General features: G+C 67.3%; 20 protein-coding genes and 1 pseudogene. 6 read left to right on the plus strand and 15 right to left on the minus strand.

What is annotated here, in order from left to right; genetic code table 11:
• Positions 1-196 precede the first annotated feature (196 nt).
• Positions 197-913 (plus strand): DUF6796 family protein, encoded by a 717-nt coding sequence (locus ACFV8T_RS14185; RefSeq protein ID WP_385327384.1) that lies wholly within the window; start codon positions 197-199, stop codon positions 911-913.
• 216 nt (positions 914-1129) lie between these two features.
• Here ACFV8T_RS14185 and ACFV8T_RS14190 read toward each other — a convergent pair whose 3' ends face one another.
• The 3 genes from ACFV8T_RS14190 to ACFV8T_RS14200 form a co-directional block, all read right to left on the minus strand.
• Positions 1130-1285 carry a hypothetical protein gene (locus tag ACFV8T_RS14190; RefSeq protein WP_385327386.1) on the minus strand — a complete coding sequence of 52 codons (156 nt, stop codon included), beginning with the start codon at positions 1283-1285 and terminating at the stop codon, positions 1130-1132.
• A gap of 307 nt (positions 1286-1592) precedes the next feature.
• Positions 1593-2411, minus strand: coding sequence for an alpha/beta fold hydrolase (locus ACFV8T_RS14195; RefSeq protein WP_385327388.1), 819 nt, complete (start codon positions 2409-2411; stop codon positions 1593-1595).
• Between the two features lie 53 nt (positions 2412-2464).
• On the minus strand, positions 2465-3130 hold the full coding sequence (locus ACFV8T_RS14200) for a DUF4097 family beta strand repeat-containing protein (RefSeq protein ID WP_385327389.1): 666 nt from the start codon (positions 3128-3130) through the stop codon (positions 2465-2467).
• Between the two features lie 235 nt (positions 3131-3365).
• Here ACFV8T_RS14200 and ACFV8T_RS14205 point away from each other — a divergent pair, with 235 nt between their 5' ends.
• A complete protein-coding gene (locus ACFV8T_RS14205; RefSeq protein ID WP_385327391.1) occupies positions 3366-4121 on the plus strand; it encodes a helix-turn-helix domain-containing protein in 756 nt (251 codons plus the stop codon).
• 291 nt (positions 4122-4412) lie between these two features.
• Complete coding sequence (locus ACFV8T_RS14210; RefSeq protein ID WP_385327392.1) at positions 4413-5141, plus strand: class I SAM-dependent methyltransferase; 729 nt, start codon at positions 4413-4415, stop codon at positions 5139-5141.
• A 147-nt stretch (positions 5142-5288) separates the two neighbouring features.
• Here the strand turns inward: ACFV8T_RS14210 and ACFV8T_RS14215 are convergent, their stop codons facing one another.
• From ACFV8T_RS14215 to ACFV8T_RS14225, 3 genes are all read right to left on the minus strand, one after another.
• Positions 5289-5624 carry a hypothetical protein gene (locus tag ACFV8T_RS14215; protein WP_385327394.1) on the minus strand — a complete coding sequence of 112 codons (336 nt, stop codon included), beginning with the start codon at positions 5622-5624 and terminating at the stop codon, positions 5289-5291.
• A gap of 447 nt (positions 5625-6071) precedes the next feature.
• Positions 6072-6221, minus strand: coding sequence for a hypothetical protein (locus tag ACFV8T_RS14220; RefSeq protein ID WP_385327396.1), 150 nt, complete (start codon positions 6219-6221; stop codon positions 6072-6074).
• A 318-nt stretch (positions 6222-6539) separates the two neighbouring features.
• Positions 6540-6914 (minus strand): S1 RNA-binding domain-containing protein, encoded by a 375-nt coding sequence (locus ACFV8T_RS14225; RefSeq protein WP_385327398.1) that lies wholly within the window; start codon positions 6912-6914, stop codon positions 6540-6542.
• Here ACFV8T_RS14225 and ACFV8T_RS14230 point away from each other — a divergent pair.
• Entirely contained in the window at positions 6831-7280 is a 450-nt protein-coding gene (locus tag ACFV8T_RS14230) for a hypothetical protein (protein WP_385325838.1), read from the plus strand. The two genes, ACFV8T_RS14225 and ACFV8T_RS14230, sit on opposite strands and share 84 nt — an antisense overlap.
• Before the next feature lie 164 nt (positions 7281-7444).
• On the opposite strand, the gene ACFV8T_RS14235 is transcribed toward ACFV8T_RS14230, so the two are convergent.
• The 8 genes from ACFV8T_RS14235 to ACFV8T_RS14270 form a co-directional block, all read right to left on the minus strand.
• On the minus strand, positions 7445-7843 hold the full coding sequence (locus ACFV8T_RS14235) for a VOC family protein (RefSeq protein WP_385327400.1): 399 nt from the start codon (positions 7841-7843) through the stop codon (positions 7445-7447).
• Between the two features lie 755 nt (positions 7844-8598).
• Positions 8599-9054: a hypothetical protein gene (locus tag ACFV8T_RS14240; protein ID WP_385327401.1), complete on the minus strand. Its 456-nt coding sequence runs from the start codon at positions 9052-9054 to the stop codon at positions 8599-8601.
• Positions 9055-9490: 436 nt separating this feature from the next.
• Positions 9491-10153 carry a M15 family metallopeptidase gene (locus ACFV8T_RS14245; protein ID WP_385327403.1) on the minus strand — a complete coding sequence of 221 codons (663 nt, stop codon included), beginning with the start codon at positions 10151-10153 and terminating at the stop codon, positions 9491-9493.
• Between the two features lie 536 nt (positions 10154-10689).
• Positions 10690-11292 (minus strand): cysteine hydrolase family protein, encoded by a 603-nt coding sequence (locus ACFV8T_RS14250; protein ID WP_385327404.1) that lies wholly within the window; start codon positions 11290-11292, stop codon positions 10690-10692.
• Positions 11289-12761: an MFS transporter gene (locus ACFV8T_RS14255; RefSeq protein WP_385327406.1), complete on the minus strand. Its 1473-nt coding sequence runs from the start codon at positions 12759-12761 to the stop codon at positions 11289-11291. The genes ACFV8T_RS14250 and ACFV8T_RS14255 overlap by 4 nt, the downstream gene beginning before the upstream one ends.
• Positions 12758-13228, minus strand: a complete 471-nt coding sequence (locus ACFV8T_RS14260; RefSeq protein ID WP_385327408.1) for a MarR family winged helix-turn-helix transcriptional regulator — start codon at positions 13226-13228, stop codon at positions 12758-12760. The genes ACFV8T_RS14255 and ACFV8T_RS14260 overlap by 4 nt, the downstream gene beginning before the upstream one ends.
• A 189-nt stretch (positions 13229-13417) precedes the next feature.
• Positions 13418-14044, minus strand: coding sequence for a hypothetical protein (locus ACFV8T_RS14265; protein WP_385327410.1), 627 nt, complete (start codon positions 14042-14044; stop codon positions 13418-13420).
• A 575-nt stretch (positions 14045-14619) separates the two neighbouring features.
• Positions 14620-15093 carry a nuclear transport factor 2 family protein gene (locus ACFV8T_RS14270; protein ID WP_385327411.1) on the minus strand — a complete coding sequence of 158 codons (474 nt, stop codon included), beginning with the start codon at positions 15091-15093 and terminating at the stop codon, positions 14620-14622.
• Positions 15094-15536: 443 nt separating this feature from the next.
• Here ACFV8T_RS14270 and ACFV8T_RS14275 point away from each other — a divergent pair.
• Both ACFV8T_RS14275 and ACFV8T_RS14280 read left to right on the plus strand, forming a co-directional pair.
• Positions 15537-16162, plus strand: a pseudogene (locus ACFV8T_RS14275) (DUF6959 family protein).
• 216 nt (positions 16163-16378) lie between these two features.
• Positions 16379-17338 (plus strand): SDR family oxidoreductase, encoded by a 960-nt coding sequence (locus ACFV8T_RS14280; RefSeq protein WP_385327413.1) that lies wholly within the window; start codon positions 16379-16381, stop codon positions 17336-17338.
• 462 nt (positions 17339-17800) lie between these two features.
• On the opposite strand, the gene ACFV8T_RS14285 is transcribed toward ACFV8T_RS14280, so the two are convergent.
• Positions 17801-18010 carry a hypothetical protein gene (locus tag ACFV8T_RS14285; protein WP_385327415.1) on the minus strand — a complete coding sequence of 70 codons (210 nt, stop codon included), beginning with the start codon at positions 18008-18010 and terminating at the stop codon, positions 17801-17803.
• Positions 18011-18185 lie beyond the last annotated feature (175 nt).

Consider the following 18185-nt stretch of genomic DNA (forward strand, 5'->3'; position numbering starts at 1 on the left):
AATAAAAACCGGGCCAGGCACCACGATGTCGGCAAGACGGTCAAACGCGCCGAATCGATCAAGGAACACCAAGCCCGCCGAGGATAAACGCCAAGGTAAGAGGTCGTCTCGATGGGTGGCGACCAGCCAGCCCGGACACCGAGCTGTGCTCTGCGCGTGGTAACTCGGTTGCAACATCCTGCTCCTGGGCAAGCCCGTGGCATCGCCCGACGATCATCCCCTTCTGAGTGGCTATGACGGAATGGCCGGTGTCTCACTGGCGGCAATGCTGTCGGCATCCACGACGCGGCTGGCGTGGGGAGCGCTCCTCGGCGTGCTGACCGGTCCGCTTTATCTGGTCGCGTGCTGGCATCTGCACCAGGGGCTCCAGCCGGCACACCGGTTGCTCTCACTCCCACCTTTCTTGCTGCTGGCCACAGGCTTCGCCCTCGCTCCCTTCGCGCATGGCTCCTTCTTCTACTGGGGCCAGGCGGCCAAGGTGATCGACGCCTCCGGCGCACGGTCCGCCCCTCTGAACGCGTTGCCGGGCGACCTGGCGGGCGTACTGTTCCTTCCTTACGCGGTACTGCTGGCCTGCTGGGTACTGGGTTCCGTCTGGATGGCCGTATGCGTACTCCGGAGCACCACTGCCTTCCCCCGGTGGATGTGCGCCGTGAACCCGCTGATCTGCATCCCTGTCGGGGCCCTCGTCACCACGTTGGTGCCCGGTTCCGTGGGGACCGCGATCCAGGGGGCGCAGCTGAGCATCGGCAATCTGCTGTTCTTCTCACTGTCGACCATCACGCTGTGGAACACCCGCCTGAGCACCGTGGCGCACCAGTCGATCCTGGTGCCTTCCTCTGCACCCGCGCCCGCATCCGCATCCTCACCGAGCACGGCCGGGTCGGCGGAACGAGAGGGCCCGTCAGTGTGACCAGCGGGGCGCTTCCCCTGTCCGGCAGCAAATTGCGAGCGGGGGATGTGGAGGTGGTGAAGACGCCCTCGACAGGAAGGTGCTGACTCGAACACGGCCAACCGGCAGGGTATCTCCGGTTCTTGCTCGACCATCGCTGCGTACAACAAGCCGATCGCCGACACCTCGCCGGAAGAAGGCGCCGATCCGGGCCTTCCGTTGTCCGGCGACAACACACTACTGCCGCGGGCCGTCGACAACGACGGCCATCACACTCGCCGTCACCCTGCTCGCCCCTGTGAGTTCGCCCCTTCTTCTGGCCTCCACGTGGGCGGTATCGAGGACCGCACACGTCAGGTCGAGCAGGTCGTCCATGGTCTCAACTGCCTTCACGAATACTGCTCGAACGCCCTTGACTCGGCCGTATGCCCGCTGGGCGGTGGCGACCTTGGCGTTTGGCGTCCTCCTGCTCGTCCTGCATGTCGAGGACCGGGCACGGAGCTGGCAGGTCGTGCCGAGGCGCTGTGGGACGCGGCGATGCGACGCGTGGGACGTGGTGGCCGACCGAACTCCTCGCTGCGGCAACCCTGTACGGAACCCACCGGATGATTCTCGCGTGGCGCCGACGGTGCGTCCGGCCCGAGTCGTCGGTCCGGACGCCGGCCGAATGGAGCCAGTCGTCAGTGCGCTGGTCGTAACTTCAGTGCTCCCTGTGGTCGAGGGCGGCGATGTCGCGTACGGCCTCGGCGATGGCCGGGGACTCCTTCTTCAGGATCGCACCGTGGTTGCTGGCAACCTTCGCGCTGATTTTGATGTTCGCGTTGCGGGCGGTCACCGCGTCGAGGCTGGCGCGTATCTGTTCCTGCTCGTCACCGCGGCTTCCGAGGGACGTCCCCGAAGCGACCACGTACCGCACCGGGACGGTGATGTTGTCCAGTACGGGGCCCAGCTCGCGCTCGCGGGAGATCACGCCGATCTCGATGTTGCTGTCCGCCTGCTGCTCGGCGGTCATCCGCGGGGCCAGGCCCGTCGGGCGCAGCAGCGGCAGGAACCAGCCCATCCGCCGGAACATCTTCCGGATCCGCTGTTCCATGGCTTCGTCGAGCCAGTCGTACGGGAATGCTCCGTCGACCATGACCGCGCCCAGGGCACGGTCCGGATACCGGCTGGCCCAGTGCGCCGCGACGAACGCTCCGTAGGACCAACCCACCAATAACGCCCGGTCCACGCCCCTGGCCGCGAGGACGGCATCGACGTCCCGGACGGCTGCCTCGAAGGAGTAGTCCGCCGAACGCTTCGATTTCTTGCCGCGGGCCCGCTCGTCGTAGGTGATGTGCCGCCACCCCGCCCCCAGTTCGGTGATGACCCGCCGCCAGTATCCCTGGGTGGCGAACTGGCCGTTGAGGTAGATCACGGGGATGCCGGGACCGCCGGTGTCGGTGACGGCCAGGGCCGTATCGTCGACCGGCACCATGCCGGTCCACTTCGAACTGGTCGAGGAAGTGCTGTCCTTCGTCATGCGTTCCACCTGTTCTCGGGAGGCGTGGCCAGGTTCGTTCTGGTTCTGTGCCTTCAGAGGCTGCGGGCGGTGATGTCGCCGTGGGAGGTGGTGGCGCGGATGTCGAGTTCGACGGCGCCGTTGTTCTTGAGGGCGTTGCTGATACGGCCGTGGTCGGTGCCGGCGTCCAGGGCGGCCGAGACGCCGGCACCGGCGCCGACCGAGATGTTGCCGGACTGGGTGCGGAGCACGACCGTGCCGCGCACGGCCTCGGTGATCCGGATGTCGCCCCTCGCGGTGCTGATCTCCGCGGGGCCGTTGAGCCGGCCGACCTGGACATCGCCGTCGACCGCCGATAGGCGAACGCTCTCGGCCTCGTCGATCTTGATCTGGCGGTACGCGCCTTCGAAGGTGACGTCGCCGAGGCGGCCGACGCCGCGGAGTTCGGAGCTGGCGGTCTTGGCCTCGATGCGGGAACCGGCGGGCAACTGGACGGTGACCTCCAGGGATCCGGCGGGGCCGAAGAGTTGGTTCTTGGGCTCGGGGGTGTGGATCCGCAGGATGCCGTCGGTGTAGGTGACGGTGGTCTGCTCAGCGGTCTTGGTGTCGCGACTCTTGGAGGGGTTGGCGGGCAGGACCTCGACGGTGGTGTCGGTGCGGTTGGCGGCGATGAACTGAATACGTCCGGCGGGGATGTCCAGGACGGCGGAGATCGGGGCGGGGGTATCGAACTTCTGCATGGTGCTCTCCCGTGCTCGTTCATTGTTTCCGACACCAGAAACGCTACGTTGCTTTCCGGGTTGCATCAACACGCTTGTTGCATAGAATCGATATACACGCAGGTCAAAGGATGGAATCTATTGCAACAGCCTTCCAGGTAACGCAACGCCACCCACTCCATCATTGCAATGGACAGAAAGTGAACGCTATGGTGGGGAACAGGGACCACTACGAAGGATCACCAAGGAGACTGCGATGCCAGGAGGCAGGCTCACCCATCAGGAACGCCAGCAGATCGCGCTGGGGCTGGCCGACAGCCTCCCTTACGCCGAGATCGCCCGGCGCCTCGACCGTCCGACCTCGACGGTCACCCGTGAGGTCATGCGCAACGGCGGCCCCACCGCCTACCGCGCCGACCTGGCCCAACGCGCCACCGAACGCCGCGCCCACCGGCGCAGGCCCGCCTCCTCCCGAGGGGCGGATACAGCCCTCCAGGCGCACGGCCGCGACGCCGAGGCCATGGCCTCGTACGAAGAGACGCTCACCACCACCCTCATGGGTTCGGGCCTGCCCAAGATGATGGCCCGGGTGCTGACCTGCCTGTTCACCAGTGACGCGGGCAGCCTCACCGCGTCCGACCTCGTCCAGCGCCTCCAGGTCAGCCCGGCGTCCATCTCCAAAGCCGTCGCCTTCCTGGAGAGCCAGAGCCTCGTCCGCCGAGAACGCGACGAACGCCGCCGCGACCGCTACGTCGTCGGCGACGAACTCTTCTACCAGGCGACTATCGCCAGCGCCCGATCCAACGACCAGCTCGTCGAAGCCGCACGCCAAGGCGTCGCCGTCCTCGGCCCCCACACCCCCGCCGCCATCCGCCTGGAGAACGTCGCCCGCTTCCTCGACTTCATCAGCGAAAGCATCATCCGCGCCGCCGAACAGGCCCGCGAAGTCCTCCACACCAAACCCGAAACGACCTCAAACCACACCGCCCAACCAAGTCCTGACCACGGATAGATGGACAGGCGTCTCGATCGTCACAGCCATGGGACAGAGCCTGCTCCGGGTCTCGGTTGGGCCCTGACCCAAGGCCCCCTGGAAGGACTTTGCCGGATTGGACAGGAGAGCATCCTGGAACCACGTTCTACGAGGACGCCAGGTGGTCACCCTGCCGTCGGGTGAAAGCGGCGGCAGTATGAGGCCTCCCTCCGAGCCTTGCGGCTTGGCCGTGCGAAATGGCCGAGCGCCGAGGACGTAGATCGTGTCAGGATGCTCGGCATGTCTAGTCGCGCACTGAGCTTTGGAGCGATGGCGGAAGCATACGAACGCTTCAGGCCCGGATACCCCGTGCAGCTTGTCGACATGGTGATGGCGTACGCGGGTCAGCCGGTCCAAACTGCCCTCGAGATCGGCGCCGGGACAGGCAAGGCAACCCGCCTTTTCGCTCAGCGGGGGGTCAGCGTCACCGCAACTGAGCCTGACGGTGCCATGCTCGCCGAGCTGGGCAAAAACGTGCCAGCAAGTGTCAGGACGGCGCAGGCCGCGTTCGAGGACTTGCAACCCGGCAAGAAGTACGGACTGGTCTATGCGGCAGCAGCGCTGCATTGGACGAACCCGGAGGGCCGGTGGTCACGGATGGCCGCGTTGTTGGAGCCAGGTGGTGTGTTCGCCTCCTTCGGCGGGCCGATCCGGCTGGCTGACCCGGCTGTGGAGGAAACTGTTCACGCGGCGCGGGCACCGTTCCTGGAGAGCGACGAAATTCCCTCCCCCGATGGGACACCTCCGGATCATGAAATGCAATGGCCGGGTACGGAACTCCAACGATCTGTGTGGTTCACCGATGTTCAGCAATCGGTGATCGAACGGCGCGTGACGATGAGTGCTCGCGACTATGTTGGCCACCTCTCGACCATCTCGGCCTATCTCGTACTGCCGGCCTTGGAGCAGGAGCAGGTTTTTAGCCAGATCATGCGAGTCCTGCCTGAGACGGTCGAGCTTGTCGCCGACATCACCGTCCATCTCGCGCGTCGGCGCTGAGGGCTGTCCCCGCCAGGTGACGGACGATAATCCTGCGGTCCCGCTCCCGGTCCAGGCGCACACCACCGCCGCGTACCCAGGACTCGCAGAACCTGCGTCCGTGCTCGAGCGACCCGCGGTCCTGGGCGGCGAGATCGTCGCGCCCGGTCACGAGTCCGGTAGGAGGAGCCAGATCTCGGAGAAGGCCAGGCCGTGCTCGTGGGTCACCTCCCCGCACGGACAACCCAGCGAGATCCGGATCCAGTCACAGGTCACCGTCCACGGGCCGACCTGATTCCCGCATGCCGGGCAGCCGATGGTGTCGGCCGTCCAGACACCGAAGGCCGGTCTGCCGTAACGACGGAAGCGGCCCGAGTACCGGACCCGTAAGGGCTCGACCGGGGGCGTGAGCGGGACGGTCCCGGCCCTTTCCGCCGAGGCCAGCACAGCAAACAGTGTGGTCAGATCGGGGAGCAGAGCCTCGCCCGCCTCCGTCGGTGGCATGACCAGGCCGTCTGCCGTCCCCGCCGGTGTCCCGTATCTCGGTGCGGCCGCTGCGCCCGGTGGGTTCGGGTGGGCGTGCCAAGGCAGGAAAGCGCGGGCGACTGCAGCCAGGAGGGCTGTTGCGGGTGGGCTGACGGCGCCTGCGTCGAGGTAGTGGAGAGCAGTGCGCAGGATGCGTTGGAGCCGCCGGTCCCGGTCCGTGGCCAATGTCCGTGCGGTTGTTGCACGCCGGGCAGGGAGTGAGGCTGCGAGGCGGGTCAGGACGGCTGCCGCCGCCTCGGAGTCCGTCGCGGCAGGGCGCCACTCCCCGGCGGCCAGGAGCTCCCTTGCCCGCAGGACTTCACGGGTCAGGGCGCGCGTCGGCAGCCCTCGCGAGCTGAGGGCCGCCCCGCGAGTCTCGTGACCGCTCGCCATGATCCCCTCTCCTCCTCCCCCGCTCTGCGTCTGTCACGATGTTCCGCAACGCCCGCCGCGAACACTGGTGAACATCCCACCACACGGGCGAATCGGCAGGGTGACGAGCCGGCCCGTCTCGAACGGGTCCTCCGGCCGCAGTGCCAGCAGCGGTTGCTCGGCCTCGAAGTACTCGCCGATCATGCAAGGCCGGGACTGGGTCCGCCGTACGTCGTCTGCCTCGTCCGCTGCTCGATCACCGCGTTGAGTTCGGCGAGGTGGCGACTTCCGGGAACGGGGACGAGGCAGTCTCTCCGAAACCAGCCGATCTGGCCCTCGGCCCCGCGCTTCTCGTGGGATCCGGGGATTCCTGACCGGCAGTAAAAGGCATCCAAGCCGAACGTCCGCGAGTTCGCGAATTCTGAAGGATGCTCGTGGCGAACTCACGGGTTCAGGAGGCAAGCCTGCCTGGATGGAGACGGTGGTTCGGGCTTTGCCGCACACTGCGGCGATACCGAGGGATCATTCGAGAGTTGTCGAAACCTGTCGTCGGGAGAGGGTCGGTCTGCGTCGCTGCCGGTCAATTTCTGTGACGATGACCGTGATCTTGTCGCCGACCTGGATAACACTCTCCGGAGCCTCAGTGTCCTGTAGCGGTGAACCTTGCGAGTTCCAGACCGGCCTCGCGAGGGGTTTTGCGAGGTCCGAGGTGACCTTGCGAGACAGGTGCCGCCGGCGGGGTGGCAGGGCACCGCTGATGGGCGTAACGAAAACGAGGCGACGAGCCGTGTCCGCCCTCGGCAGACTGCAGACATGTCCACCGACGCGAGCGGAATGATCGAGTGCAGGCCCTTGGCCCGGATCTGGGGAGAGGACGACGAGGACGCGGTATGGCACCCCGCCATTGACCTCTTCCTCCTCAACACCGGGAACGCCTATGACGCCTTCGCCTGCCTCTTCGGCGTCCGCAACTCCTTCGGGTTCCGGCCGCTGGCCGAAGGCCGCGGTTTGCCGGTGGACGCCTCTGACGGACTGCGGGACGCGTTCAACACGTGGGGCGCACAGGACGCGCACGGAACGACCTGGATCAGCTGGGCCGAACTGGCAGCCGCCGACTGGGGCGAGACCGATCGGTCCGGCACGCTCAGCCGACGTACCGTCGCCGGGGCAGGGACCCATTGGGCGCCGGTCTGGGACGTGATGCGGACGCTGGCCGAGTTGCACGGACCAGAGCACGTGCGACTCGTGGTCTGGTTCGACTGATCACGGACACGGACCCCCGCGCCTAAGGAATTCGCAACGACTGCCAAGGCCTCCGCCCCCTGCTCAGCCAGTCCGGATTCCGGCGTTCCCGCAGGAGCCAGTCAGGTCTTTTCGGCTTAGTGACGATTACGATGTGTAACGGCCTGCGGGCGCCCGATCGCCGCTTAGTTCTGCGGCGCCAGGGTGCGTAGGACGCAGAACTCACTGCCTTCGGGGTCCGCCATGACCACCCAGTTTCCGCCTGAGCCCTGGCCCACATCAGTCTTGGTGGCGCCGTGACCGAGCACTCTGGTCACCTCGTCCCCGGTGCTGCCGTCGATCGGGCTGACGTCGAAGTGAAGCCTGTTCTTCACGGTCTTGCCCTCGGGCACCTGGATGAACAGCAGGGTGGGCGGCATCTGGCGGGCCCGAACATCCTCGACGGTCGGGACCCAGGAGCCGATCTCGACCTTTCCCTCGCTCCGGTCGATCACCTTGAAGTCCAAAACCTCGCGCCAGAAGGCCGCGAGTCTCTCCGGATGATCGTGACAGTCAACGGCCAATTCCGTGAACCTACTTGTCATGACTCTCCCAGGTAGTGTGGACGGGGCTCAGAGTATTGACTCATGCCGCCCGTCCGCCGGGTCGGGGATCTTCATGACTGCTGGCGAACTACCGCAGGACAGAGGAGTGCTGTGGCCGACAGGTGACCGCCCTGTAGCGGACATCTATACGCATAGCGAAGGCATCAAGCGAACCTGACCCAACATCAGTTATGAGTGAAGCCCCGGTAGGAACGAGTCCGCGAAGAGAAGGTTCCAGGCACCGAGAGGCTTCACGGGTTGCCCAGTACCACCTGTACTGGTGCACTCGATGTCGGCAGGGCCACCGCCGAGACCCTCGCGAATCCCTGAACCGACGCTCCGTCACCCCGGGTGTCCCCACCTCGACCGACCTCGGTGGCGAAAGCCCCGGCCACGGCCTCCGCCACCCGGTCAAGAACCCCAAGGGCGGCGAACTGGCCGAAGGTGTAGGGGCGTTCCACTCCGTCATCCGCGGCATCCTCGGTGTGGCCGAGCATGCTAAACCTCTGCTCAAGGTCACCTTCAGGCCCCTGCCCGTGGTCAGCCTCACCCCCCCGTTCCGTCACCCGCATCGCCCGCGCCGCCCTCGTCCCGCTCCGACGCGAACACGGCCGCAACTCCCGAGCGAAGATCACAAGCTGCCGCAAGGCGTTTCCGAAAAGGGCTCATTCATTGTGCTCCGCAGGGCTCGCCACCGCTACGGGAATCGCACGTGGTGGTGGACCGCGCGAGTCGGTCTTCCCCGCGTCCGCGGCTCAACCGATCGCGAGCCACCTGGTCCAGGCGCCAGTGGTGTCGTTCGGCCCCGTGGCGCCGTTCCGTGTGACGACACGGAAGCTCACCTGACCGTCCTCCCTCATGTTGTAGTTGCAGTATCCGCCCGATCCCACGCCGCCGGCCTGGTGGCACTCGTCGTTCGGGCGGTCATAGTTGTATCTGGTCTCGACAATCACTCGCAGGCCATCGCCCCTGAGGTCCTCGGCCCAGATCTTGTCCCCGTAGGACTCGAAACAGCCCCGACCCGTAAGGACTGTGCCGACATAGAGGGTCGAGCAGGCGTCCTGACCGGCCAGCGGGGTCACTGCCGTACTGGTGGAAGCCACATCGACCGAGCCCACATCGACCGAGCCCGCATCGGCGCGGGCAGGGCCTGCCGTCATGGCGAGACCCACGAGACCGGTGACAGTCACAGCCGCTATTCGAAGCTTCACGGTTCTTCCTCCAAGCTGAACTCATGCTGCGTAGCGTGTACCGGTGCAGGGTAGCCAGTGCCGCCACCTCACAAACCTGAATTTCCCCCGCACAGGGCAGAGTTGGAGCCAGTCACGCATCACTCGCGGCCCCAGCATCCGGAGAGGCCCGGAAAGGGAACTAAGAAAGGGAACTCGGAAGAGGAACTCGTCGCTGAATCAAGCCCGTTGTGGTACGAGCTTCACCCGACTGCACCCGCGGCACATCCTCGTCACCAGGCGTTGGCTCCGTCACCAAGCACAAGCCGGACCTCGGCGGCCGCCAGCCGATCATCCTCGCCCGCGTCCGCGCCCGCATCCGCAACGAGAAGGGCATCCGGCTGGCAACGCCTCACCGCCGACCGTAGGCGCCTGAACGGCCGGTCCGGGCAGGCCGGTCCCGGGACAGCTGGTCCGGTCAGCGGCACGGGATGGTCTCCTTCGCGCCGTAGAGGGCCGCGGCCTCCCCTGTGATCAGCGCCCAGTAGCGGTCGCCGAAGGACCAGTGCCACCATTCGGTCGGGTAGTTCACCAGGCCCGCTGTGGTAAGCGCAGAGCCCAGCAGTTTCCGGTTGGCGCGGGCTTCGTCGCTGATGTTGAGGGCGTGGGTGTAACAGGCGCCTTCACTCTCTTCTGGGTCCGCGTTCATCGGTGTGCCCAGGTCCAGCTCGCGTCCGCTGCTGTCGGCCAGGGTGAGGTCGACAGCCGCGCCGGCACTGTGCGGGGCGATGTCGGGCGGGGACACGTAGCGGCTCGCCGCCGAGTGGATCTGCCCGTCGGGCCACTCGGGGTGGCCGGCGCGCAGTTGGTCTGCGTACTCCTCGAAGTATTGCCGCTGGAGTGAGGGTGGCCGGTACCCCTCGACGAACAGCAGCCGCAGGCCCCGTGGAAGCATCGCCTGGGCCTTGAGCAGCCGGTCCAGCACGCCGTCGCGCAGGAAGGCGAAGGCATCCGCCGGGTCCTGTTGACGTGCGTCGACCAGCAACGAGCCGCCACGGCGGACATCCACGAGACGTTCGCCGCATTCCGCAACGGGAATTGCGGCGACCTTCGAGTCCGACATCAAGACGATCTCATTCATGACGCGATCATCTCGCACGCCTCGGACCGGCGAGCCTTCCTCGTCGCAACACTGGTGGTTCGGGCCGTGCTGTGTGTGGAGGGGCGGGACGTGGGAGCTTCCTGGCTGCGTCGCACGTCGCGGCGGACGTCCCGAATCGTTTGATGTGTGCGCAACCCATGGGCATGGTGGGCTTGTTCTGGATCTCCGAAGGCAACGTGCACGTGGGCGCGAAGCCGTCTGGACTGGCTCCGAGGAACGCCTGCCACTCCCGGATGGCGTGGTGGCTCTCGGCGACAGGCAGTCCGGTCTCTATCTGTGGGCGGACGCGCATGCCCTGACGATGGCGGACGTCCCCCGTAATGTCCCTGAAGCGGCAGATCGGCGCGGCGCGGAACCTGGCTCCGGACACGGTGGTCAACCTGACTCTGCTCATGGGGCCGGGCCGGGTGGACGAGGCCCCGGCGATGATGACGGTGTGCGTGCAATCGCGCGACGGCGACCACGAGCTGACGGCCTACGTGGCCGCGGCCGTCGGCTACTCCCCGTCTGCGACGTCAGGCGGACTGCAGGAGTCCGCGCAGTTCGGTGGTGTCAATGATGTGGGCGCGGGAGGGGAACACCTTGTCGATCAGAACCCGGTGGGTCTCGGGGTCGGGGTCGGCGGTGCCGTCGGACAGGACGTAGACGCGGTAGTCGCGGTCGGCGGTGTCGATGAGGGTGGACAGTACGACGCCGCTGGTGCTGATCCCGGCGAGCACCAGGGTGTCGATGCCGCGGTCGGTCAGCTGATCGTGGAGATCGGTGGTGGACACCGAGCCGTAGCGGATCTTGCGGACGACGATGTCACCGTCCTGAGGCCTGAGGCGGTCGTCGATCTGCGAGGCGGTGCCCTCGTGGTGCAGCATTCTCGCCGTGGCGACTGCGGTGAACGACTTGTTGGTCTCGGGAACCGCTGCCCAGTCGTTCTCGGTGAAGGCAACGCGGACATGGCCGATGGTGCCGCCGGCGGCACGGACGTCGTCGATGGCGCCCCTGACCCGTTCGACGAGCGCGTCCGCGTCGGGGGCAAGGGGGACGATCCCGTTCTGGAAGTCCATGGCCAGGAGGGCGGTCCGCCTGGGGGTGATCGTGGAGGGGGTTGGCGTAGGGGTGGTCACGCGGTGTTCTCCTTGGTGGTGATTCCGGCGGTGTTGGTGGTTTCGTCGGTCGGGCGGCTCGTATTGCCGCCCATCAGGCGGCGGTCGAGGACGGTCAGCAGGAGGACGGCGGCTCCCGCCGCGATCAGCACGAGGCCGAGGGAGTGCAGACCGTGGTCGCTGGCACCGTCACGGAAGACGATGCTGCCGATCACGGAGGAAGTGATGGTTCCGAGGTATCCGAAGGTCCGGAACAGGCCGGAGGCGGTGCCGATCTGGTCGGCCGGGGCCGCGAGGTAGAGGGCGGTCTGGTTGCCGACCGTGGTGGTGGCGGTCGTGATGCCGAAGACCAGGGAGACCAGGACGATTGCGATCGCCGGGCTGTGCGAGGTGAGCAGCATGATGCCGGCCGAGCCGAGCAGCATGGTCACCGCCGAGGCGATCAGTGGTCCGCGTACGAGGTTGCGGCTGGCGAGCGGGCGTGAGAGGAGTGCGGAAACGGCTCCCATCGGCAGCAGGAGGAGCCCTGCCTTCAGGGTGGACATCCCGTATGCGGCCTCCATCCACTGGGTGACGCCGAACATCACGGTGTAAACGCCCAACAGGGTGAGTGCCTGGCGCAGGTAGGTGCGGGTGAGGGCGCCATTGGCAGCGAGGCCTCGGAAGTCGAAGAAGGGTGTGGTCTTGCGCAGCTCCCACATGACCGTGGGCACGGTAGTCAGGACGAAGACGGCGAGCGCGACCCATCCGACGTGCGGGAGACCCATCAGGAAGATGACCAGCGCGGTCATGGACGCGGCGAAGCCGATGATGCCGGGCAGGTCGATCCGGCCGGCGACCTGGCGGAAGCCGCTGTCCGCGCGGTCGAGCGGAGGATCCCTGGGCAGCCAGCGGATGGCCATGGCCAGGGCGATCAGGGTGACCGGGATGTTGATCAGGAAGGCCCAGCGCCAGCCCGCGGCTCCCACCAGGAGGCCGCCGATCGGCGGGCCCACGGCGGCGGTGGCCATACCCGCGATGGCGACGCCCCCGAGGACGCCGCCGGGCGGCGAGTCCATGTCGGCCTGCTCGGCGCGGCGCCGGATCAGCACCATCGCGCAGGGGAAGGCAGCCGAGGTGCCGAGGCCGATCAGGACCCGGGCGACGGTCAGCACGGCCAGGTTTCGGCCGAGGCCGCCGACCGCACCGCCGAGCAGCACCAGGACGATGCCGCACAGGAAGATCCGGCGTGCGCCAAGAACCTCCGCCAGTTTGCCTGCGGTGGGCTGCGCGACGGCGCTGGCCAGGTACAGCGAGGAGACGAGCACGGCGGTGGCGCCCACCGAGACGTGCAGGTCGGTGGCGATGGGCACCAGGGCCGTCGCGATGATGGAGCTGTTGATCGGGTTGAGGCTGGAACCCACGTAGAGCGGGGTGGTGAACGTCCACGCGAAGGGCCTGCGTGCGGCGTCGTCCGTCGCGGACTCGGTCGGTTCGGCGCCGCTGCTCATATGGCGCCGTCGCTCAAGTCGGCCGCGGCGAGACGCTCCAGCAGATCGATCGCCTTCTCCATGTCCTTGCGCTCGTCCGCAGCGACAACCTGGTCGATGGCCCGCACAAGGAAGGTGGCGCGACCGGCGAGCAGCTTGTCGACCAGCTCGGTCGCGGTCGGGTCGGCGCTCATCAGCTTCTTGCGGCCGTCCCGCGGGTCGGGCTCGCCGTGGATCAACCCGGCGGCCTTGAGCACCGCCAGGCTCTGCGCGATGGACTGCGCGCTGACGTGCTCCAGCGCGGCGAGCCGGGCCGCGGTGACAGGCCCCTCCCGCACGACGCTCGCCAGCACACCGAGCTGTGTGGCGGTCAGGCCGGTCGCATGCTGTCCCGATTCCGCGCGCAGGCGTGCACGCAGTCGTTTCATCGCGTCGTTGAGACGCTGCGCGGTCGCAGCGGACTGCTGACGCCCGGGGTTCTCGTTCATGGCTCCAGCATAAAACTGCACAAGCAACTTCGCCAAGTTACTTGTGGAGTTTTTCTGCGAGGCTTGTTGTGCACCGCTCCCTCGATCCACACCAGCTCCTTCAAGGCGCGCCTCCCGGAACGCACCACCACTCACCCACCGAGGTCACCGCCTCACGCCCGAACATCATCAACAGCAGGCGCGGAGCGCTTAGTTGTGGACGTCGCGCAGCTGCGCTTCGCTGCTGCGCAGGTGACCGCGCGCCGGCCACCCTCCCGTTCGGCACTCTGCCCGACGGCCGCGGTAGTAGGCGATGGCCAGGACGATGACGATGGGTCCCCATGCCCCGGTCGGGGAGACGCACACCGTCGCGAGCGCCTGCCAGGCGTCGTTGGTGTAGTCGACGGTGCCGATGACGCCGTACGCGGTGAGTCTGCGATCGTCGCCGATCGGAATGTCAGTGAACATCAGGGCGAGGATCAGACCGCCGATGACGGCGGGGACGACGGCCGCCATCGGCCGGATGTGCTTGCCAGCGATGATCGGAATCCAGGCAGGCGCCGCCTCGCCCCATCGCCGGACCAGCCCGATAGCCAAGATCGCGGTCACCTCGGAGAGCACGCTGAGCCCCAGAACGTACGGAGTGCTCACCCAGTACGGCGGCATACCGCGTTCCTGAACCTGCCCCATCTCGAAGTGGAGGGCGAAGGGCAGCCGCCGCAGGCACGACGGCAGCAGGAGCAGTGGAAGCGCGTAGGCCAGGCGCATCGCCCGGCAGGGAACCGGCTGGGCGATGCGCCTGACGGGTGGGGGCGTGTGAAAGGTCTTCGGGGCCATGGCTCCACCCTCGCGCAGCGAACAGGCCCAAGGATCACTCTCGCGGACCGAGCCTCTCCCCCGCGCGAGGGAGGCGCCTCTGCGACCGCAGACCGAGCGTCGGCGCGAACCGGCCGACGGCCGGTGACCGGCGACCGGCGACCGGCGACCGGCGACCGGCGCAGGAATCCTTCCGATGCCCCCACACTCGAAACGGCGGACGGGACACCGCTCCTCTGCGGGCGATCCACCGCGCCGTGCGGAGTCTTCACTGGGGCGATCGGCCGTAGATCCCCTGGACATCGCAAGTCGGCTGCGTTTCCGGACTGGGGTGCGTATGAGATGTGGCATGAGACCGATCCGCGCCACAGGCGCGCACTCCGAAGTAATCAAGATTACGTCGTGGCCCTTTCTGGGCTCACCTCGGCGAGACCCCGAGTCCCCGGCGAGTTCGCGAAAACTGAAGGGTTCCCAGTGGGAACCCGAAAGTTTGTCGCCGTGCCTCGCGGCGTCGGATCCGTGGCTTCGTGGTGAAGCCGCCGGGCGGCGGCCAGCGCCTCGGCGGCGGGTGGACATAGCCAGGTTCGGCCCCGCAGTCACGAATGGTCGGGGTGGCTGAGACGCACCGTCTCTCCGCCGAATGGTAGGTGCGTGACTCGGCCGGCGAGGAGCCAGGCGTCCTCGACCTTCCGGAACGTGTCCTCGTAGTGGCCCACGTTCGCGGGGAGCCTCGGGGGCACCATGCCATCGGTATAGCCGTCGACCCGGTAAGTGGCGAAGTAAGAGGTGGCGGTGGCCGCCGACGCAGAATTCACCGTAACCAGGATATTCGTAGACATACGGCGTGACAGCCGGTCCTTGGGGCGCGAACCGAAGTAGCTGCGGAGCGCCTCACGCCCCTCCACCCTGCGGTCGCCGTGAGGCCACTCCCACACCCCGTCAGGCGTGAAGAGGTCCGCGACACTGCCCGGATCTCCCAGATCAAGGCGGCGCACGAACTCGACGATCAGGCGCTCGCAGGCTCGCTCGGCGAAGAGACGTTCCATCGGGTCAAGAAGCTCAGTCGACATCATCAATTGCTACCAGCCCTCTATGGGGTACTGCGATGGCTTTATGGCCGCCCATTCCCTCGGCCCGTGAACGCGACGCCATCTTCGACGTGGCACGACAGCCAGAGCCGCTCTCGACGGGGTCATTCCAGGAGTCGGCGGGCGGAGTTCGCGCAGCGAATCGCGGTCTTCTCACGGAGCCCGAAGACCTCGGCGAGGTGGATCGGGTCGGGACCGTGGACGATCAGCAGGTGCAGGTTGACTGTTCCGGGCCAGCTGCGGCGTTCTTGCGCGCGGAGGGGAACAGCGGGGCGCCTGGGCGGTGCGGTCGCACTGAGCGCTTCAGTTGGCCAGTCTGAGCATGGCGGTTGGCCACACATAAGAGCGGCGCCGTTTGCGCCTCTGCAGCTGCTTCGAACGTATGCAGCAGCGGCTGCCCTCTGCGTATGGGGTTGGATGGCCCAATGGAACGTATCGAGGCTGAACTGTTTACGGATCCGGGCAATCATGCCGTCGTGCGGCTGCCCCCGTGCAGGTTCCCGGGGTCCTGATCCCGGGCGATTCCCTATCGATCGTCCGGGCCGACGTTGCTGAGATCGTTGAGGCCTGCGACCAGGGTGACGTAGCTGAAGCCCGTGAAGCCGCAGCCCTTTTCCTCTCTCCAACCTCGACGAACTGTTGGCCCGCTACACCACCGCTCTGGAGGCTCACGGCATCCCCCGACCGTACTGACCTCGCCATGGATCGGATGGAAGGCGGAGCATGGTTTCTACTGGGTCGCCGACCGGTCGGCGCTGACCTGGCCGGCCACTGTCAAGGTCGCCTCGCAGTCTGCCAAGGGGCCCAGGACCCAGCCGACCCCTGCGGCCGAGGCGTAACTGATCGCGGAGGGTCGGCCTCACGACAGCGCCCTCCTCGGCGCGTCGCAGCGGTCGTCTCGCGCCTGCCCGAGCGTGTCCTCACCTCCGAGGGCTGCGGAGAAGCGTGGCGGAATCGGCCGGACTCCCGCCGCCGCCGTGTTGCCGTTGCCGTTGCCGTTGCCGTTGCCGTTGCCGTTTGGCGAATATGCCTCCGCCCATCACTGGGCTGAGGCTCGGGCCCGGTCAGGTTTCGTCCGGCAGGGCGATGATCGCCTGCTCTGCGACGGGCTTCTCGCCCCGTCGCGGTCCTGATCTCCGAAAGCCCACATCCACCACCGCATCAGCATCAGCCGTGGAACTCGGCTGCGCCCCCGCAGAGCACGCGGGAACAACTCAGGGAAAAAAAGGCGACATGAACTGACGCCTTTAACGTGCACCGTGGTGCCATGAACAAGAACAAGAACACCCAGGACACCAGCCAGAACGGCCCGCTCGCCCACCGGGTCGCGCTCGTCGCCGGGGCCACCCGCGGCGCGGGGCGTGCCCTCGCCGTCGAACTCGGCCGCGCCGGCGCCACCGTCTACGTCACCGGCCGCACCACCCGCGAGCACGCCAGCGAGGTCGGCCGGACCACGGAAACCATCGAGGAGACTGCGGAGCTGGTCACAGCGGCCGGCGGCACGGGCATCGCCGTCCCCACCGATCACCTGGACGAGGACCGGGTGCGCGCCCTCGTCCAGCGAATCGACCGTGAACAGGGGCGGCTCGACATCCTGGTCAATGACCTCTGGGGCGGGGAGCACCTGCTCGTCGGCTCCGTCTTCGGCAAGAAGAGCTGGGAGACGCCGCTCGCCGACGGTCTGCGCATCCTGGAACTCGGGGTGCGCTCTCACGTGATCACCGCGGCACTCGCCCTCCCGCTCCTGGTCCGCTCGGACGCGCCCCTGCACGTGGAGGTCACCGACGGCACGGCAGTCTCCAACCGCCGGTACCGCGAGAACCTCTACTACGACCTCGCGAAGAACGCCCCGATCCGGATCGCTTTCGGGCTGGGCGAGGAACTGGCGGAGTACGGGGGCACGGCGGTCGCCGTCACGCCGGGTTTCCTGCGCTCGGAACAGATGCTCGCCCACTTCGGCGTGAGTGAGGAGAACTGGCGCGACGCCGTCGCCCAGGAACCGGGCTTCGTGATCGCCGAATCGCCGCACTACCTCGCCCGCGGGGTAGCCGCGCTCGCCGCCGACCCGGACCGGGCCGCCCGCTGGAACGGGAAGTCCACCTCCAGCGCGGAACTCGCCAGGACCTACGACGTACGGGACGTGGACGGCAGTCGGCCCGACGCCTGGGCGTACTTCGAGGATGTCACGTACGGCGGGAAGGACAGCTCCCCGGACGACTACCGCTGACCCCCGGCCCCGCGCCGTACAAAGTACAGCGAGGGCCTGCGCCTGCTCGCCGAGGCGGGCGCGCAGGCCCGCCGGGCCAGCACCTCCGCGGGCGCGCCCGGCAGCCGGGGCAACCGTGTGACAGTCGGTTCAGCTGGATGCCCTCGGCTGTCGCGCTCACCTCAAGAAGCACCTTCCTCTCCACACGGGGGTCGTTGATCACTGCGCTACGGAGGACAGAGGACACATGAACCGCCCCCTGTGCCCATGTGGAGACGCAGAAATCATGTCGAGGTGCTGAAGGACGGCGTGGCCGATGGTGGTGGTGATGAGGCCAAGGCGATCGGGGCGAATCCGGGGTGTGGCCCTCGAACCCGGAGGCGCGGCTCGCAATGCTCCCCGCGGACAAGCTCGCCCAGCTCGCCGAATTCGGTCTCGACAGGGCGTGGTCCGCGGGGGCTCGGAGGGCGGGACGCCAGGTGCTCACCTCCTCCGGCGGTGGCCCCGGCGTGACCGGTGCATCGCCGCGAAGGCCAGGGCCCGTTCTCGTGGGGTGCAGCCTCGGGTCATCCACAGCACCGTGCCGTAGCGGACGACGTCCCGGGCGAGACGCAGTCCGTGGTTGATGCCCGTCCACGGGGCGATGGTCTCCGCCCAGTCCGTCGCGTGGTCGAACAGCTCGTCGAGGTTCATCGGTTCCTCCTGGTCATGTCGGTTCTTCCGGCACGAACGAGGTTTCTCGACGGGGAAGTTGTGCAGAACGGAGCCGATCGCCGACCGCTGCTCGCGCAATTCGCGTACGCTGCCCACCTGGTCGGATGACACTGAGTGGTCGTTTTTCAGATTGCGCCGGGGGTTGAAGAATTGG

It is taken from the genome of Streptomyces sp. NPDC059832 (assembly GCF_042731715.1).
In the GTDB taxonomy this organism is placed as follows: domain Bacteria; phylum Actinomycetota; class Actinomycetes; order Streptomycetales; family Streptomycetaceae; genus Streptomyces.

Bases quoted from the DNA above. Each gene is read 5' to 3' on its own strand.
- ACFV8T_RS14195 (WP_385327388.1), bottom strand. From the start codon at position 2,411: ATGACGAAGGACAGCACTTCCTCGACCAGTTCGAAGTGGACCGGCATG.
- ACFV8T_RS14200 (WP_385327389.1), bottom strand. From the start codon at position 3,130: ATGCAGAAGTTCGATACCCCCGCCCCGATCTCCGCCGTCCTGGACATC.
- ACFV8T_RS14205 (WP_385327391.1), top strand. From the start codon at position 3,366: ATGCCAGGAGGCAGGCTCACCCATCAGGAACGCCAGCAGATCGCGCTG.
- ACFV8T_RS14210 (WP_385327392.1), top strand. From the start codon at position 4,413: ATGGCGGAAGCATACGAACGCTTCAGGCCCGGATACCCCGTGCAGCTT.
- ACFV8T_RS14215 (WP_385327394.1), bottom strand. From the start codon at position 5,624: ATGCCACCGACGGAGGCGGGCGAGGCTCTGCTCCCCGATCTGACCACA.
- ACFV8T_RS14220 (WP_385327396.1), bottom strand. From the start codon at position 6,221: ATGATCGGCGAGTACTTCGAGGCCGAGCAACCGCTGCTGGCACTGCGG.
- ACFV8T_RS14230 (WP_385325838.1), top strand. From the start codon at position 6,831: ATGTCCACCGACGCGAGCGGAATGATCGAGTGCAGGCCCTTGGCCCGG.
- ACFV8T_RS14235 (WP_385327400.1), bottom strand. From the start codon at position 7,843: ATGACAAGTAGGTTCACGGAATTGGCCGTTGACTGTCACGATCATCCG.
- ACFV8T_RS14245 (WP_385327403.1), bottom strand. From the start codon at position 10,153: ATGAATGAGATCGTCTTGATGTCGGACTCGAAGGTCGCCGCAATTCCC.
- ACFV8T_RS14255 (WP_385327406.1), bottom strand. From the start codon at position 12,761: ATGAGCAGCGGCGCCGAACCGACCGAGTCCGCGACGGACGACGCCGCA.
- ACFV8T_RS14260 (WP_385327408.1), bottom strand. From the start codon at position 13,228: ATGAACGAGAACCCCGGGCGTCAGCAGTCCGCTGCGACCGCGCAGCGT.
- ACFV8T_RS14265 (WP_385327410.1), bottom strand. From the start codon at position 14,044: ATGGCCCCGAAGACCTTTCACACGCCCCCACCCGTCAGGCGCATCGCC.
- ACFV8T_RS14270 (WP_385327411.1), bottom strand. From the start codon at position 15,093: ATGTCGACTGAGCTTCTTGACCCGATGGAACGTCTCTTCGCCGAGCGA.
- ACFV8T_RS14280 (WP_385327413.1), top strand. From the start codon at position 16,379: ATGAACAAGAACAAGAACACCCAGGACACCAGCCAGAACGGCCCGCTC.
- ACFV8T_RS14285 (WP_385327415.1), bottom strand. From the start codon at position 18,010: ATGAACCTCGACGAGCTGTTCGACCACGCGACGGACTGGGCGGAGACC.